Source organism: Shewanella sp. MF05956 (genome assembly GCF_059758055.1).
Genome location: NZ_JCAYNV010000007.1, coordinates 1 through 17,586 on the forward strand (window position 1 = coordinate 1; position 17,586 = coordinate 17,586).

At 41.3% G+C, this 17,586-nt stretch carries 14 protein-coding genes and 1 pseudogene; 10 read left to right on the forward strand and 5 right to left on the reverse strand.

What is annotated here, in order from left to right; all coding sequences use genetic code 11:
* Window positions 1-113: 113 nt before the first annotated feature.
* The 6 genes and pseudogenes from AC19MX_RS09040 to AC19MX_RS09065 all read left to right on the forward strand — a co-directional run.
* A pseudogene (locus AC19MX_RS09040) lies at window positions 114-1,217 on the forward strand (TonB-dependent receptor domain-containing protein); the annotation flags it as partial.
* Window positions 1,218-1,552: 335 nt separating this feature from the next.
* The gene (locus AC19MX_RS09045) at window positions 1,553-2,431 is read left to right on the forward strand and encodes an NAD(P)-dependent oxidoreductase (RefSeq protein ID WP_432400260.1); all 879 of its coding nucleotides are present in this window, start codon (window positions 1,553-1,555) and stop codon (window positions 2,429-2,431) included.
* A gap of 419 nt (window positions 2,432-2,850) precedes the next feature.
* Window positions 2,851-3,552 carry a uracil-DNA glycosylase family protein gene (locus AC19MX_RS09050; protein ID WP_432400259.1) on the forward strand — a complete coding sequence of 234 codons (702 nt, stop codon included), beginning with the start codon at window positions 2,851-2,853 and terminating at the stop codon, window positions 3,550-3,552.
* A gap of 208 nt (window positions 3,553-3,760) precedes the next feature.
* Window positions 3,761-4,375: a hypothetical protein gene (locus AC19MX_RS09055; protein ID WP_432400258.1), complete on the forward strand. Its 615-nt coding sequence runs from the start codon at window positions 3,761-3,763 to the stop codon at window positions 4,373-4,375.
* A gap of 111 nt (window positions 4,376-4,486) precedes the next feature.
* Complete coding sequence (locus AC19MX_RS09060) at window positions 4,487-5,074, forward strand: class I SAM-dependent methyltransferase (protein ID WP_432400257.1); 588 nt, start codon at window positions 4,487-4,489, stop codon at window positions 5,072-5,074.
* Between the two features lie 8 nt (window positions 5,075-5,082).
* On the forward strand, window positions 5,083-7,965 hold the full coding sequence (locus tag AC19MX_RS09065) for a DEAD/DEAH box helicase family protein (protein ID WP_432400256.1): 2,883 nt from the start codon (window positions 5,083-5,085) through the stop codon (window positions 7,963-7,965).
* Between the two features lie 4 nt (window positions 7,966-7,969).
* Here the strand turns inward: AC19MX_RS09065 and AC19MX_RS09070 are convergent, their stop codons facing one another.
* Entirely contained in the window at window positions 7,970-8,845 is an 876-nt protein-coding gene (locus AC19MX_RS09070; protein ID WP_432400255.1) for a CLCA_X family protein, read from the reverse strand.
* 581 nt (window positions 8,846-9,426) lie between these two features.
* Here AC19MX_RS09070 and AC19MX_RS09075 point away from each other — a divergent pair.
* The gene (locus AC19MX_RS09075) at window positions 9,427-9,903 is read left to right on the forward strand and encodes a DUF302 domain-containing protein (protein WP_432400254.1); all 477 of its coding nucleotides are present in this window, start codon (window positions 9,427-9,429) and stop codon (window positions 9,901-9,903) included.
* A 188-nt stretch (window positions 9,904-10,091) separates the two neighbouring features.
* Here AC19MX_RS09075 and AC19MX_RS09080 read toward each other — a convergent pair whose 3' ends face one another.
* Both AC19MX_RS09080 and AC19MX_RS09085 read right to left on the reverse strand, forming a co-directional pair.
* Window positions 10,092-12,470, reverse strand: coding sequence for a PAS domain-containing protein (locus tag AC19MX_RS09080; protein WP_432400253.1), 2,379 nt, complete (start codon window positions 12,468-12,470; stop codon window positions 10,092-10,094).
* A gap of 3 nt (window positions 12,471-12,473) precedes the next feature.
* Window positions 12,474-12,881: a response regulator gene (locus tag AC19MX_RS09085; RefSeq protein WP_432400252.1), complete on the reverse strand. Its 408-nt coding sequence runs from the start codon at window positions 12,879-12,881 to the stop codon at window positions 12,474-12,476.
* A 342-nt stretch (window positions 12,882-13,223) separates the two neighbouring features.
* On the opposite strand from AC19MX_RS09085, the gene AC19MX_RS09090 reads away from it, so the two are divergent.
* Together AC19MX_RS09090 and AC19MX_RS09095 are read left to right on the forward strand one after the other, a co-directional pair.
* On the forward strand, window positions 13,224-13,937 hold the full coding sequence (locus tag AC19MX_RS09090) for an Hpt domain-containing protein (protein WP_432400251.1): 714 nt from the start codon (window positions 13,224-13,226) through the stop codon (window positions 13,935-13,937).
* Window positions 13,937-14,431: a hypothetical protein gene (locus AC19MX_RS09095; RefSeq protein WP_432400250.1), complete on the forward strand. Its 495-nt coding sequence runs from the start codon at window positions 13,937-13,939 to the stop codon at window positions 14,429-14,431. The genes AC19MX_RS09090 and AC19MX_RS09095 overlap by 1 nt, the downstream gene beginning before the upstream one ends.
* 84 nt (window positions 14,432-14,515) lie before the next feature.
* Here AC19MX_RS09095 and AC19MX_RS09100 read toward each other — a convergent pair whose 3' ends face one another.
* On the reverse strand, window positions 14,516-15,016 hold the full coding sequence (locus AC19MX_RS09100) for a hypothetical protein (protein WP_432400249.1): 501 nt from the start codon (window positions 15,014-15,016) through the stop codon (window positions 14,516-14,518).
* Between the two features lie 154 nt (window positions 15,017-15,170).
* On the opposite strand from AC19MX_RS09100, the gene yddG reads away from it, so the two are divergent.
* Window positions 15,171-16,088 (forward strand): aromatic amino acid DMT transporter YddG, encoded by a 918-nt coding sequence (yddG, locus tag AC19MX_RS09105; RefSeq protein ID WP_432400248.1) that lies wholly within the window; start codon window positions 15,171-15,173, stop codon window positions 16,086-16,088.
* A gap of 98 nt (window positions 16,089-16,186) precedes the next feature.
* Here yddG and AC19MX_RS09110 read toward each other — a convergent pair whose 3' ends face one another.
* A complete protein-coding gene (locus AC19MX_RS09110; protein ID WP_432400247.1) occupies window positions 16,187-17,584 on the reverse strand; it encodes an efflux transporter outer membrane subunit in 1,398 nt (465 codons plus the stop codon).
* Window positions 17,585-17,586 lie beyond the last annotated feature (2 nt).

The window sequence follows — 17,586 nt, forward strand, 5'->3', positions numbered from 1 at the left end:
GCTTCTAGCGGTAAATGAGCGCATCAAAAGCAACGATAAGAGTGAGAATGTTGTACAGAAAACTAAGGCCAAAAAGCCTTCGGTGAGCAGAGTATTATCTTGACTCACCGGGAGCGTCCATATATGGTCGTTATATTCAAACTGAATTAGAGTCGAGCATTGTTGACTCAGTTGATGCTAACGGTAAAAAAGTGCTTAACACGGGTAAAAACGATTACTCAGACTTCTTACCAAGCTTAAACGTAACCTACACCCTGTCTGAAGAAACGCTAGTTCGTTTTGCAGCCGCTAAAGTAATGCGCCGTGCAGACTTTGATGAGTTAAGCCCTGCACTATCAATCGATAACTCGTTAGTGACTGGTACTCAAGGTTCTTACCAATTAGAACCTTACCGCGTCACGCAATATGACTTGTCGGTTGAACACTACTTTGAAGATGGTGGTATCGTATCTGCCGCGTTATTCTACAAAGATGTGCAATCGTTTACCCAAACAGACAGTAGCTGTTTAGCTGACTCAAGTACGGTTAATGGTCAAAACACCACACAGTGGAACAACATTTGTTTACTTGATACCGCAGGTGAAAGCCAGGGCGACATCGTTAATGCCACCCAAGACCAAGGTTTAGCTTACGTCGATGCTGAAAAAGCAGCAGGTCGTACAGGTATTGCTATCGAAACCGACGTAAATGGCGGTAGCGGTGAAGTAAGAGGTTTAGAGCTAGGTTACCAACAGCAATTTGACTTCTTACCAGGGCTTTGGTCTGGTTTTGGTGTTAATGCCAACTACACCTATGCCGACAGTGAACAGCCAGACGGCAACCCACTGTTAAACATTTCTAAGCACACAGCCAACACCCAATTGTACTGGGAAGGTGAAGAACTTCAGTTCCGCCTAGCCTACAACTGGCGTGACCGTTACTTAGATGAGCAAAGCACAAAGCGTGTGCAAACTGTAGGAGCATTAGGTTACAACGTATTTAACCAAAATGACCCATCAGCAGATAGCTATGACCCAACAGTAGGCAATAGTTACCGCGAAGCACGTGGCCAGTTCGACTTCTCAGCAAGCTGGGATATCAACGAAAACTTCACTGTGGTAGCCAATGCAGTAAACATCACTGGTGAGCCAATTGAATACACTTCAGAGTTAGGTTCAGTTTGGGCTTACAGCGAAGCAGACCGTCGATACACGCTAGGCGTACGCGCCAAGTTCTAATCGAGCAAAACCAAAAAGCCTATCAAATTGATAGGCTTTTTACTTTACTGAATCAAGATTAATGCTCTGTTGTCGTGCTTAATACCAATGAATAATCGGCTGAATAATCAACTGTATTACCTTAACCCTTACCAATATTAATTTTGGTATGTCCAATTACCATAATTGGTTGACAATGTGGTTATAATTAACTAGAATTTTGTAATACAAGTTGATAATCAATTTACCGAATTTTTGAACGTCACACACAGCATTAAATACATTGTTAGCCTCAATAATTAGGCTCGCAAACTTTATCGTAGAAACGCATTTACCACTATATTTAGGAGTTAGATATGACAAAACCAGTCATCGGTTTCATCGGCCTAGGCCTTATGGGCGGCAACATGGTTGAGAACCTACAAAAAAGAGGTTACCAGCTAAATGTAATGGACCTTAATAAAGACGCTGTGGCGACCTGTGTTGCTCGCGGCGCTAATGCCGTCAGTTCAGCAAAAGAACTGGCCGCAGCAAGTGACATTGTTATGTTGTGCTTAACCACATCAGCGGTCGTTGAGAAACTGGTTTACGGCGACGAAGGTATCTTAGCCGGTATTAAAGAAGGTGCTGTACTGGTTGATTTTGGTACATCAATTCCATCTTCAACCCGTAAAATTGGAGCCGACCTGGCCGCTAAAGGCGTAGGTATGATCGACGCCCCACTCGGCCGTACACCTGCTCACGCAAAAGACGGTTTATTAAACATCATGGCCGCTGGCGACATGGATACCTTTAACAAGGTAAAACCTGTGCTTGATGAACAAGGCGAAAACGTATTCCACCTAGGTGCATTAGGCGCTGGCCACACCACTAAGTTAATCAATAATTTTATGGGTATGACCACTGTTTGTGCAATGTCACAAGCCTTTGCTGTTGCAGAGCTTGCCGGTGTTGACCGTGCACAACTGTTCGACATCATGTCTGCAGGTCCATCTAACTCACCGTTTATGAAGTTTTGTAAAAACTACGCCGTTGATGGTGTAAGCGACTTAGGTTTCTCTATTGCTAACGCCAACAAAGATTTAGGCTACTTCTTGAAAATGGTAGAAGACCTAGGCACTCAATCTAAAATTGCTGAAGGTTCATCTGCTAACCTACAAGCCGCATTCGATGCAGGCTTAGGTAACGGCAACGTACCAGAAATCTTCGACTACTTTGTTAAGTTGGCTAAGTAAGTTTAAGAATTGTAAACAAATAGCCTTAAACAAAGAATCTTATACAAATAGCTTTCAATACAATAAAGGTCTTCATAACGAAGACCTTTTTTTGCTTACAATAAACCCATATTATAAAAAGCTAAATCTGTTAAACAGCAGGGCAAAATCGTGAATATTTTTTGCACAGGTTTGGTACATTTTTAAAACTGAATTTGTTCAGTACGCCATCATTTCATGAATAATTGAAAGTGATTCAGTATTTAAATTACTCATGATGAGCAAAAAACGCACACTCATGCGGTTGCTCTGTGTTAGACAGTAATAGAGATTACTGCATACATTTAAACCTAATTACATATTAATGATATTTATTCTATCATCCAGAAATCATATACAATCATTATGAATATTAATTTTATGCAGGCAAGGAAACCTCTATGCATCCTATTTTAAAGCAAGATTTACCAGACTTCGCGAAACAAACTCTAAAGCATATTTTAAAACAGAAAGGTGAAGTCATTTATAGCTCTCATGAAACACTAAAAGAAGGTGATATTTATTTATTGGGACTAAATCCTGGTGGTGATGGACAAGAAAACCCTGATACTGCAAGTTCATATTCAATCAAATCTCATCTAGATAGAATGCTCAAGCGAACAGAAAACTCATTTATTGATGAAAGATGGGAAAACAAAGTAGCTCATTACGAGGCAGGTAAAGCACCGCTTCAAATGAGAGTTATTGACCTATTAAAAGGTATTGGAGTAAACGACCCTAGGACAGTATGCGCATCAAATATTATCTTTAAAACGTCTCGTGACTCCAGCGACCTCTGTTACGGTCTAGCTGGGTTATGTTGGCCTGTGCATGAAGCCATTCTCAACTTAGTGAAACCAAAACTTATTCTAACCTTTGGTATATCTTCAATATCAGCTTATGCGTTTCTGAAGGAGTTATTTCATATAGATGAAACTGAATTAACAATTGATGCAGATCATGGTGATTGGAAGTGCAAAGGCTTTAAATGTGAAATAAATGGTAAATCAACATTTATCGTTGCCGTTCCACATTTAAGTTATTATAGTCCGAAAAATAAGACTGAAGTTTTCTCTTGGATTAAGGAAAATGCAGGACTATAAGTATCTTCAGAATTAATGATTAAAAATTGTTGCTGGTTTAGACTTCTCACTAAATCAGTAACATTCAACTTAACTACTTTATCTTACACAGTTATCGTTTTTTCAACTACTTTCAAGTTAAATACGCATTAGTAACACTGCTATCTAGTCAACATAATCAATACACGGTATGGTGACACCAAACCAGAATACAGATAACGGACCTTGATTGTTTACCTACAATATCAATGGCAAAGCCAGCCGCCACTTTACCTATGCAGACCTCATTAACTGCGGCAATACGGCCATACTGAATCAGATTGAAAACTTACCACAGCAACCAGAAACCTGGCGTGCACTGAGCTTATTAGCCACCCAACTACTTGACCCTATCGTTGATCAATTTGGCCCTATCTCGTTCACGTATGGTTTTTGTTCACCTGAGCTTGCACGCTTAATTGCTAAAAATCGTAATCCGCATATCGCACCAAAACTTGACCAACATTGCGCTTACGAACTCAATCAAAATCAAAAGCTTATTTGCGACCGTCTCGGTGCAGCATGCGACTTTACCGTGCTCAATAACCCAGCCAGCACATCAAGTGATATCCAAGCCGATACACCAGTCGACATGCAACAGGTCGCGGCATGGATTTGTGAAAATCTTAAATTCGATCGCCTCTATTATTACGGCAAAGATCGCCCGTTGCACATCAGCATTGGCCCGCAAATGAATCAATTTGTGCAAACAATGAAAACCAACGCCGATACTGGCCACCGAGTGCCATCTAAAAAAGGCCGTGATGCCGTGGCATTAACCGTCATTCAAAACGTAGATTATTGATAAGCAGTTTGAGTTTTAGGTCACTAAGCGACAAGCTAACAAACACACTAAACACTTGAGAGCATTGTAGAATATCGATAAACTCAAATGATGTAATTTATAGGGTTTGCCATGTCCACCATCGAGTTTTACAACCAACATTCCCAAGACTTTTTTGCGTCGACTGTTAATGCCGATGTCAGTGAGTTGTACCACGCTTTTTTGAGTCAATTACCGGTTAATGCTCGTATATTGGACGCTGGATGCGGCTCTGGCCGCGACAGTAAAGCTTTTATTCAATTAGGGTTTGAAGTCACTGCTATCGATGCCAGCGTTGAATTAGCCAAAGCCGCTTCTGATTATATTGGTCAAAAAGTTACCGTTTGTACCTTCGAACAAATAGACCCAACACTGATTTTTGATGGAATTTGGGCTTGCGCTTCTTTACTTCATGTTGAAGCAAGTGCCCTACCCAACACGTTTTCGACTTTAGCCAGCACACTGGTATCCAATGGCGTATTTTATTGCTCTTTCAAATATGGCGTACAAGAGCGAACTCATAACGGCCGTTTTTTTGCTGATGCCGATGAGTCTTTGCTTGAGCAGTGGATACAAGGCTCAGGTTTACACATTAAACATACTTGGGTGACAACAGATGTTCGTCCAGATCGCGCAAATGAAAAGTGGCTTAATGCCATTCTTATTAAGACTGTAAAGTAGAGAAAGACATGAAGTTAGCAGAAGGACCTGTATTAACTAGCGGTGGTAAGGACGACCCACTTTTACCAAAGTTACTGCATTCAATTAACCGTGCATCACATATTGAAATATCGGTTTCATTTATCCAGCAATCTGGACTTAAATTGCTGTTTGATAGTCTAACTGACGCATTAGATCGCGGCGCTAACATTGCTATTTTAACCTCAGATTACCTGTACATTACCGATCCTGTTGCGTTACGCGAATTAATGATTCTGCAATCTTTAGGCGCAAAAACTAAGATTTTCAAATGTGAAAACCAGTTAAGTTTTCACATGAAAACCTATATCTTCGTCCAGCAACATTCTGATTTATTAGAAACGGGCTGTGCATATATCGGCTCGAACAATATCAGTAAAACCGCGCTAACTCATGCCTTTGAATGGTGTTTACGTTACGATTTAATTGAAAATCAAGACCCAAGTGAATTTAACAATATTCGTCATCAATTTGCGCAAATATTTAATCACCCTCAAGCTATCGATCTCAATGACTCGTATATAAACCAATATGCTGAGCACCGAAAAAAGGTTAAACCGCCGTTAGCCGTGGTGGGTGAAGTTGAGCCAGAAGAACTGATCCCGAATATTGCACAACAAGAAGCTTTATATGCACTGGCACAAACGCGGCTCGCCTTACAATCAAAAGGATTAGTTGTTCTCGCGACAGGCATGGGTAAAACATGGTTGGCAGCATTTGATGTGCAACAATTTAATGCCCGTAAAGTATTGTTTGTCGCTCATCGTGAAGAGATTTTATTACAAGCTGAGCGCACATTTAAGTCGTTGTTACCTAAACTTGTGAGTGGCCATTTTAATGCCAAATCTAAAGTGTTGGATGCTGACATTGTATTTGCTTCAATTCAAACATTAGGTAAACAGGCAAACCTTAATCAAGTTAATCCAAATCACTTTGATTATGTGATTGTGGATGAATTTCATCATGCAGGCGCCAGCAGTTACCAATCATTATTAAACCACTTTACGCCGCAATTTCTATTAGGTTTAACAGCCACACCAGAACGTACCGATCAAGCTGATATTTTATCTTTATGCGATAACAATTTGGTATATGAAAAGAACATCGTTGATGGCATTGAGTTAAGTATTTTAGTGCCGTTTCATTATCAAGGCATTAACGATAAAACGGTAGATTATCGTGAACTACCATGGCGTAACGGTAAGTTTGATCCTCAAGCACTTGAATTTACATTTGCCACACAAAAACGCGCTAAACATGTTTTTGGTCACTGGGAGACACACAAGCAGCAAAGAACATTAGCCTTTTGTGTCTCTAAAGCGCATGCAGATTTTATGGCTCAGTGGTTTGCCGCTCATGGCATAAAAGCGGTGTCTGTACACAGTGACTCTCAGGTTAAACGTGGAGAAGCCTTGAGCTTGTTAGCATTAGGCAAAATTGAAGTGATTTTCTCGGTCGACTTATTTAATGAAGGTACTGATTTACCCTCAATTGACACCATTTTAATTCTTCGCCCGACTGAATCAAAAATACTTTTTTTACAGCAATTAGGCCGCGGATTGCGCACATCACCCGACACTAACAAAAAGTTTGTTTCGGTTATCGACTTTATTGGTAATCACATCAGTTTTTTGAATCGTCCGATGGCATTACTGCAATCAAAAAACATCAACGAGACAGTAAAGCAGCTTAATGCACCTAAACTTCATCCTGATTGTGTCATCAACATTGATCCAGAACTGATTGATTTTTGGCAGCAATTAAAACTTGATTACTCTAAAGCTGATCAACAATATCAATTACTCAACGATGATTTAGGCCATCGCCCTAGTGCGACAGAGTTTTATCATAGTGGTTATGCTTGGAGTAAATTAACCCAGCAATTTGGTAGTTGGTTTGAACTGGTGTTAAGCCAAGAGCAAGATGATGAAAAATTACAGACATTAACGCCCTATTTAACATTTTTAAGTCGCGGTGTAGAAAAAGCCACAATGAGTAAATGCTTCAAAGCCATTTTATTAGAAGCTTTTATTGAACTAGACGGTTTACACACTCCCCCCAGCATCGACGCTGTTTGCATTAAAAGTTGGCAAGTCTTTAAACGCTACCCGGAGTTGTGGACGCAAGATGTTAAAGCTGATTTACAACAAGTAGAATCTGACTCACCAAAATGGCGTAAATACTGGTTAAGCAACCCGATTACTTTTTTAAGTAAGCAAGATAGCACCGATACTCAAGCTTGGTTTAACGTTGAAGGTGATTGTCTTCACGCCAATATAGACATTGCAATTGACGATATTGATACAGTATCAAGCGCAATGCGAGAATTGGGCGAGTTACTATTAGCGCGTTACAGCCAACGTAAAACCTCGAAGACTAAAACAAAACCATCATCTGCTAATGTGATTAATTTACCCATCGAACAACCTCAAGAACACTTGCCTCAGTTCAACTTCTATCCTGATATAAAAATCGCCTGTGGTCATTTTAAAACAGGATCAAATGATAGCCGTGAAACACTTCACTTAAATTCGACTTTCAGTCGACTTGATCCCTCTATTCACTTTATTGCACCAGCTAGCGGAAACTCGATGAATGGTGGTAAGAATCCCATTCAAGATGGTGACTTACTATTACTTGAGCTTGTTACGCCAATCAATGCAGGATCGATTACTGGAAAAGTCATGGCTATCGAAATCCAAGATGACGCGGGAGATAATCAATATTTACTTCGCCAAGTGAGTAAATTGACTAACGGTCAATATCAACTCAATGCTCATAATCTTGATTACTCGCCAATGATGGCCAATGACACTATGGTCACTTTCGCGCGATTAAAGCAGGTGTTAGTTAAGTCTGACCTTGCTGATTAATCAATTAGCTAATGTGTTCATCAACCATTGCTTGGGTCTGCTTATCAAATGCAATACCCAGTGGTTCAAAATAAGCCATTAATGCTTGATAGATTTGTGCGCAGTGTTCGGCATCTGGGTAGGCACCGTGTTTGCTCAGAGGTGAGTTGATGGTGCTGTTGACCAAATACGGGTTGGCGATGTCGGCGTGGGTTTCTGAATACATTTCAATACTGGCTTCAAACGCGCGGGCCATCATTTCAGTAGGCTTAGCAAAGTATTGGCTGTTTTGCCGCTTGTCTAAGGCAATTGAGCGGCGAACATAGTCGTGGGGTTCCTGGCTGTTGGCGCTTAAAAAAGTGACGGCAAATAAATTTGATAACTGCTGATTTAGCGGATGATTGACGATGGTTTTATCTGCGAGCCAGTGGTCTGTGGCGCAGACAAAGCGGCTGGTGCTGCTCATGTAATCGTCGGGGCTTAATAGGCTGTCGTCGATAAACATTTTATCGGCAATGTAGTGATCGAACGCATGCCAAAACTCATGAGCTAATGCCCCTGCTCCGGCATTTTTCGCTAATGCTAATTCTTTATATGCTGGCGAGTAATGGGCCTGTACGCCCTTTTGCCCGCCTGAACCAAAGGCAAACCTCAGGCTACCTCGCAGGCCGATTAACTCAGGTGGCACACGTAAAATATTGGCAAGGTCGGCCATTGAGTCAAAAATCAAATTGGCGGCCAGTGCAGACTCTTGTTTATTGACCCATTTACCGACACGAATATGGCGTAAACCAAAAGTGTCTTTAATGTCTAAAAAGCTCACCGAGGCACCATTACGATAGTCTGGACCTATGCGCTCAAAATAGCGCTGGTGATTTAATAACGAATGATGTGACGCCAAACAATACCTCTGATAAACAAACTGAACTGACACTCTTTTAACTGGGGATAGTTTACTACTAGAGTGCTTTTGAACGTAGCGAAATGTTAAATTCGTATGGATGTGACATATAATCTGCCGTAAACCCAACGCTGGCCACCAGCATATTTATTCGTATTTATGCAAAAATAAAAGTATTACCCTCGGTAATTTTTTAACTTTTATGCAAGTGATTGAATACCCAGTCAAAAAGGCGGTTTATTGTTCATTGTTCAACCCGTTTCATATCATCACGATTAGTGTTATTACGGCCACCAGCAAAATTAGATCGTTTATGCTGGTGTTTATGCTGTTGTTTATGCTTATGCTTATGCTGATGCTTATGTTTGAGCGAGTCCTTGCATCACTTCTTATATTCTCTTTTACATTATTTTTTGTATTATCTTTTACATTATTCTTTATATTAAGATGGGCCTTGGTGATATGTTGTTTTTACTATCTAATCTCTAAGCGCTAATCTCTAGTAGCTAATCTTTAGTGCGAGTTCTAACATAAGCATCTTGCTTTAACATTGAGCTTAAACATCACAAATGGAGCATTGTATGATCAAAAATCTTTCGCTGGCGATGACGCTGTTTTTTACATCGACTTCAGTATTCACAGCCACTTCAGTGTTTGCTGTCGACAGTTTGATTACTCATCAAAGTCAATTTTCACCTAAAATCACAGCAGATAGATTTGAGTCGATTATTAAGGATAAGGGCTTTACGGTATTTGCGCGGATTGATCATCAAAAAAATGCTGAAAATGTCGACTTGAGTTTACCTGCGACAGAGGTAATTATTTTTGGTAATCCCAAGATTGGCACTCAATTGATGCAGTGTAATCAGCAGGTCGCTATCGATTTACCGCAAAAGGTGCTGATTACTGAAGATGCGAATAACAAGGTATGGTTGTCGTATAATAATCCACAATACCTTAAGCAACGTCATAACATTACAGGTTGTGATGCGGTGCTTGATAAAGTGAGTAATGTACTTGAATCGTTAAGCAAGGCAGCAACAACGCAAAGTAAGTAATTGTCATTTTATTTCATCACCATTGAATGTATCCACCATTGAATGTATTCACTGTTTCATCTAGTCACTATTTCAAGATTCACTGTTTCAAGAGTGAGCATTTAACGTATTAGCAGCTGCAAGCTAATAAAAAATCCCAGTGAGCGATAAGCACACTGGGATTTTTATTAGTGTTCACGTACACGTGTTTACTGCATTAGGGGGAAGCGCACATAAAAACGAGCGCCCTGTTCTGCGCTTGAGTCATAACCAATGCTGCCGTGCATGGCTTCGGTGAGCTCTTTACATAATGCTAAGCCTAAACCTGTGCCGCCTTTGGTTTTTGCGCTACTGGCATCTGCTTGTGAGAATTTTTCAAAAATCTTAGTTTTAAAATCTTCTGGGATCCCAGCGCCTTGATCTTGCACGGCGATTTCAATCTCGTTGTCTATAACCGATGCCGACAAGGTTACGCTGCCTGCTTGCGGTGAGAATTTAACGGCATTAGAAAGAAAGTTAGTAAAAATCTGTAATAAACGGTGTTCATCTGCGTAAATACACACATCATTTATCAGCGGTTCTTGCTGTAACACTAAAGTAATGTGGTGTAAGTCTGCATAGGGTTGATGATCGGTCAGTGCACGCTGTAACAGTGGAGCCATTTGCAGTTGTTTCATTTCGAACAACATCTTACCTGCGGCGAGCTTTTCGATATCGAGCAAATCATTAATCAATCGGCTGAGTTGCTTACAATTACTGCTGGCAATATCCATCAGCTTTTGAGCCTTTTCAGGTAAGGTGGTGATTTTTCCTGATTGTAATAGCGTTAACGCCCCATTAATTGAGGTCAAAGGCGTACGCAACTCATGACTCACGGTTGAGATAAAGTCGTCTTTAACCTTCTGTAATTTCATTCTGTCGGTAATATCTTGCAGTGACCCGACCATAATCAAATCTGGATTTCGGTCTTCTGACACTATCTGCCCAAGCCCATGCACCCAGCGCACTTCACCGCTAGGGCGAATAATTCTGTGTATGACGTTATGGATGCCAGTGACAAGCGCTTTTTGTTGGCTTTTTTCAACTATGTCCATATCATCTGGATGAATAACACTTTTAAACTTACTGTCGGTAGGTACAAAGTCTTGCTCATCTAGGCCAAAGATTTGATAGACCATTGGTGACCACCACAAGGTGCCAAGTTTTAACGACGCATGCCAGTAGCCGATTTGAGCTTGTTTACTCGCTAAATCAAGACTTTGCTGAGCAACATTGAGCTGTTGGTTAAGCTCTTCAAGTTTAAGGTAATATTTTTTAGTTTCGGTGATATCTTGAATGTAGCCATGCCATAAGGTACTGCCGTCTTCCATTCGCTCGGGCGTTGCACTGCCAGATAACCATTTAAACTCGTTATTGTCACTTGATACGCGATATTCAATCTCCCATAGGCTGAGGTCTTCAATTGAGCGCCCAATGCTGCTTACTAGCAGGCCTAAATCATCTGGATGAATTCTCTCAAAAGCATTAGTGGCATCAGTGCGTACTTCTTCTGGAGTCACGCCGTAAATATCTTCAATGCCTGAGCTGGCATAAGGAAATGCGGCGTGTCCGTCTGGCCATACTTGATATTGATATACAACCCCTGGAAGCTGTTGGGTTAATTTATACAGTTGATCGCGGCTTTGCTGTAATGCTAAATCATTCAATTTTTGTTCGGTTATGTCAGCATGGGTGCCGTACATCATTAAGGGTTTACCGTCATCCGTGTATGACACCACTTTGCCCCTATCATGTACCCACACATAATGGCCTTGCTTGTGTTTCATGCGGCATTTAATGTCAAAAAATTCTTTGCTGCCGTTAAGGTGCGCTTCTAATTGAGCATCTGAGTCGGCTATGTCATCAGGATGAAGCAGGTTTAGCCAGGTATCGACTGAAATAGGTTCAAGCTCAGCAAGTGTATAGCCCATAATGGCAGCCCAACGTTCGTTAAGCACAGTGTCACCATTTTGCACATTCCATTGCCAGGTGCCGATGCGGGTGCCCTCGAGTACCGAACGATACATTTGTTCACGCGCGGCTAACTCTTCCTGGGCCTGCTCTTGAAGTCTGTCCTGGATTTCTTGTTCAATAGTTTTGCCAATTTCTGTAACTATTTGGCGTTCTCTATCGCTAAATTTACGTGGTTTACTGTCAATAAAACACAGTGTGCCGATGTTTTCACCGTCATTAACTAAAGGCACACCGGCATAAAAGCGAATATTGGGCGCATTGAGCACTAATGGATTATCGGCAAAACGCTTATCGAGCAGTGCATCGGGCACTTCAAAAATACCTTCGCCCAAAATCGTATGACCGCAGAATGAAATATCTCGGCTCGTTTCGCAGGCATCGAGCCCTTGTTTAGATTTAAACCATTGTCTGTCTGCATCCACTAATGACACTAATACAATGTCAGTGCCTAAACACAGTTGGGCTAAATGGGTTAAACGGTCAAAGCGTTGCTCTGCTTCAGTGTCGAGTAAGCCCGTTTGCTGTAATGCGGTGAGTCTCTTTTGCTCATTGTGCGGTAAAACAGGCGTTTGCATGAGTTACTCCGAATCGTTAGTGTCTGCTGCGCTTAAGTGAGTCAGATAAAGAGCTTGCAACTCATCGCCTAGGGTCATGGCATCAAATGGTTTTTCTATGACAGCAATAGCACCAGCATCAAGGTATTCTTGTTTTTCTGCCTGTTGAATGCGCGCGGTCATAAACACCACTGGAGTGTGTTGGCATTGTGGCGTTTTACGAAGCTCAAGCAGCGTTTGCAATCCGTCCATGCCTGGCATCATGGCGTCGAGTAAAATTAACTCTGGGGTAAATGTCACGACTTGGGCTAATGCCGCCTGCCCGCCATCGCAGGACACTAAGCTAAAACCAGAAATATCAACCAGCGCCATCTCTACAATGACTCGAATAGATTCATCATCTTCTACGTGTAAAATCTTATCTAACTGCATTTAGGCTCCGATTCAGTTTTGTTTAGCGGTCCAAATATGGCTTTATGTTAAGGCCGGTATTTGCGAGCTTAAGCTTAATGATGCACTACACGAATAGCCTTTCGCAAATAGCACTTCACAAATAGCACTTCACAAATAGCACTTCAGGCGTAGCGTCACGACAACGATTGGCCGAACCCAATATCTATATCCTTTTAATATTGTATTATTATTGGTGATGTAGCAAACTAAGCCATTGAATAAATACATTAGATTAGCGATTTATTTCCAAATAATGACTAAATAATGCCTAAATAGCGTGACGCCTAAGTAGCATAATGCACATGTGTCTAATATGAGTGAATGCAACGTGTTGCTTTATTATTGACTGAGAACCCTGTTATGAGCGCGGATAAATTGAGCGTTACTCCTAAAACAACAGCGTCACCGCAGACGCTTGAAGAACTGCTCAAGCCTTTTGCTGGCAAAGAGGCGTTTTATCGTCGCTTGATTGCCATTTTTGAAAAAAACTTAGCTGAGCAGCTTAATGACATCAACACCTTAATTGATCAACACAATACCAGGGAATTAATGGTCCTTGTACACACGCTTAAAGGCACATCGGGCACAGCGGGATTTTCAGCACTTTACCGTGCTTTATATGATTGGGAGCTTAAATTAACCCAACTTGATGCTAGCAATGCTGAACCTAACACCAGTCTTTATGCCGACTTAGGCCAGCAGATTACCGCAATTGCGCATTCTGAATTAGCACATATTCATGCCTTGTTAGCCACATCAACGGACAATCAAACACTAACAAAGCCAGAACCCGACACGGAATCGCACAACATCACATTCTCATTAGCACAGTTAACAAACGAGTTTGATGAGCTTAACCAGCTTTTGCGCCAAGGTAACCTCGATGCCATTGCGCAATGCCAAGCGCTGCAAACTAAGTTAGCGGCAGATACACGGTTGATTCAAGAGTTAATCGCGCTATGTGACAGCGTTGAAGCGTTAGACTTTGACACCGCGCGTGCGCAATTATCTTCACTGTCGACAAAGTTGAAATAATGATGTCTACCAACATTAAACACGTCAGCTCATTGCCCGACGACATCATCGCTAAAGCGGAACAATTTGTTATTATTTATAAAAAACGAATGATCTGGTATGTCATCCCCGCGTTTAGTTATTTTTTAATGCCTGAAACCTTAGATATGTTAGCGGTTATGTTACTCGGTGGGTTTTATACTTATGTCTTTTGCTTTTCTAGCATATCCACCCTACTTTGGCGCTTTGACCGTGTTTTATGGTGTCAGCTGTTTATGTCTTTAGCCTTAGGCTTGGGCGCTATTGTCTTTTTACGGCTGTTTGATCTGACACATTGGTTGATACATTCTGTGGGCTTTGTACCCGATGGCGAGGTTAAGCACATTTATGCGATTATTGCGTTTACGCCTTTGGTGGCGGCCTATGTCGACTCCTTTAAAAAAGTTGAATTAGCCTTTTATAAATCTAAGGGATATAACTATATCGGACTGTTAGGCAATCTTAATGGTATGTAGATGACGGATGAATATTGTAAATAGAAATGCCACTCAAGTTGCTTGTGTGGCATTTTTTAATTTTGTTTGCTTGTTAATTACAGCTTAATTGTGCTTCTGAATGAGATTTTTAAAGGCTTCTAGGCGTTTCTCACCTTCAACCAATTTTGCACGCTCTGCATCAGTGAATACACCTGGTGTTGGGAAATGATCGGTATGACAGCTTGAACGCGCATTGGGCATAATATCAAACTTAGCACAACCTACTACGTTGATTGGGTAATTGAAGTTGCCGTAGCATAACCCCTTAATAGCTTCAATTTTTTGCCAGTCTTTAGTCAGTTTTGCGTCAGGTTCTGCGCCCTGTTCTGTGTATGGGCGTAACAGATCAAATCCTTTTAACGAGTCCGTTGGTGTTAATAAGTCCCAGGAGAGCGATCTGCCATCGTAACGGTGAGCACGTCCACCCGCATGTTTCATCCATGGCATGTGACAATCGGTACATTTAACATTGGCAACATTGTGCGCGTTGAGTTTGTGTGCATCACTGTCTTGTTCAGCATGGCAACTGCTGCATAAATGTTGAAGAAAATCACCCAAAGACATGAGAACAATCTAAACAGTATCATTTATTATTCTGTTTATTATTTTATTACATCGGGTTTACTTGAAATAAATAACATCACTTAGATAGGTTGCATCTATCTGTTTTTACAGTGATAGTGTCACTTTGAGTCGGCAAATTTAATTATTGGGTGTTATGTCTGTTATTGGTGAAAATAAATACACTTTATATGGTGTCATTGCGATTTTATTGTGGAGTAGTGTCACTGCGTTTATACGAGACGTGTCTGAACTGTTTAGCCCAATTGCGGGCGCGGCAATGTTGTATAGCGTGAGCGCACTGTTTTTAATGTCGGTCATGGGTGTGCCTAAAATTGGTGCGTTCCCTAAAAAGTATCTATTGATTGGTGGCAGCTTATTTGTCACTTATGAAATATGTTTAGCGTTGTCTTTAGGCATGGCGAACAGCCGACATCAAGCAATAGAAATGGCGATCATTAATTACTTATGGCCTGCACTAACCATATTATTGAGCGTTATGCTGAGCCGTAAAAAAGTCAGTGGGTTGATATACCCCAGTGTTTGTATCGCATTTATTGGTGTAGCCTGGTGTATTGCGGGTGACAAAGGCATTTCAGTTGATATTTTATTATCCAATATTGCCGACAATCCACTGACCTACTTTATGGCGTTTTCTGCTGCGTTTATTTGGGCGATTTATTGCGTTGTAACCAAAAAAATAAGCCAGGGTAAAAATGCTATCGTGCTGTTTTTTGCGGCAACGGCCATCACTTTATGGGTGCAGTATTTTTTCAGTAATGAGCCAAGTATAACGTTCTCGTTATCGTCTACGGCAATACTGATATTGGCAGGTATTGTGATTGGTTCAGGTTATGCGTTGTGGAACCAAGCTGTGATTGGCGGTAATATTATTTTATTAGGCACTCTGTCTTACTTTACGCCAGTGTTTTCAACAATATTTGCCTCTGTTTACTTGTCTATCTCTCTTACTGGAACGTTTTGGCAAGGCGTAGCATTAGTGACGCTAGGCTCACTGATGTGCTTTTGGGTGACACGTAATAAAAAATCACTAACAATCGCTGACAATCGCTGACAACCCCTGACAAATGACCAATAAATACTAAAAAGCACGCTTTTGAGCGTGCTTTTTCATTTACCTAAATTGTCATTTCAATGACCCATTTATTCAGTTTATTGATCCTGTACCGCTGGAGCAATATCACTGCCGCCAAGAGCTTGATACAACGTAGCTTGTGCACTAAATAGGTTGTAGCGATTGGCTAACAGAAAGACTTCGGCGCTGCGCTGTGTTTCTTGTGCATTTAACCAATCTTGAATACTGACTGCACCATTACGATACTGGCTGGCGTATATGCGCTCCGCAGACGTTGCCGCTTGATATTGTTCAGAGAGTTTTAATGCTTGATATTGGTAATGTTGCCGTGCAGAAATCGCGTTATCGACTTCTTTAAAGGCGTTGTACAAGGTTTGTCTGTAACTCACTACCGCTGACTCGACCTCCACTGTGGCAAGCTCTTTATACAATTGCATTTCATTCCATTGTACAAATGGCAACAGTAAATTGGCTCCCAGCGTACCAATCGGATTTTGTAATAATTCTTTCAGCTCGGTTGATGATGTCCCTAAAGAACCTGACAGCGACAACGTAGGTAAATACCCCGCAAACGTGGCATCTTTTGCTGAATAAGCAGATTTAAGTTCATACAGTGCTGATTTCACATCAGGCCTGCGAATTAACACATCTGCAGGAATACCTGCTGCAATACTGGGCAGTTCAGCATCTGGCAGCTGATTAATGTTTATGGCCATTTTAGCGGGTGGCTGGTTAAACAAAATAGCTAGCGCATTTTGCGCTTCAACGAGTTGCTGCTCAAGTTCGCTATGGCTCGCCTGTTGCCCTGCTAAGCTACGTTTTGCTTCAAATACATTCAGTTGTGACACAGCACCTGAACGGTATTGTTGTTGAGCAAGATCATAGGTTTGCTGTGCATAATCAATACTATTTTGGCTAAGGGTAATACTTTGTTTAAGGTATCCAATTTGCCAATACAATATTGCCGTGGTGGACACTAAACTTTGTGCAGTGCTTTCTCTGTCTTGTTCACTGGCTAAACTGGTCCATTTAGCTGCGTCCATATCGGCAGAAACTCGGCCCCATAAATCCAGTTCGTAACTGAGCGATAATTTAGTGCCATATTCGCTTGTGCTAGCTCCACCCTCTAGAGGCTTTGTTGTAGCACCATTTACGTTAGCATTAATTTGTGGGTAACTTTGTGTATCGGTTAAGCCAGCTTGCAGCCTTGCGCGACGTAATGTTAATGTCGCGAGCGCTAAATCATTATTGGTTAATAGCACTTGCTCTATGAGTTGATTGAGCTCTGGATTATTAAAACGTTGCCACCAAGGATCGAGTTTGACTTGTTGATTAACGCTAACACTTTGCCAACTATCAGGTATCGTCACGTCGGGTTGTGTAAAATCAGTGTGAGTCAGGCTACTGCAGGCGCTGGTGAGCGATAGGCACAATGTAATGCTAGTCAGTTTGAGTGTAAAACTTGGGTTTATCATTA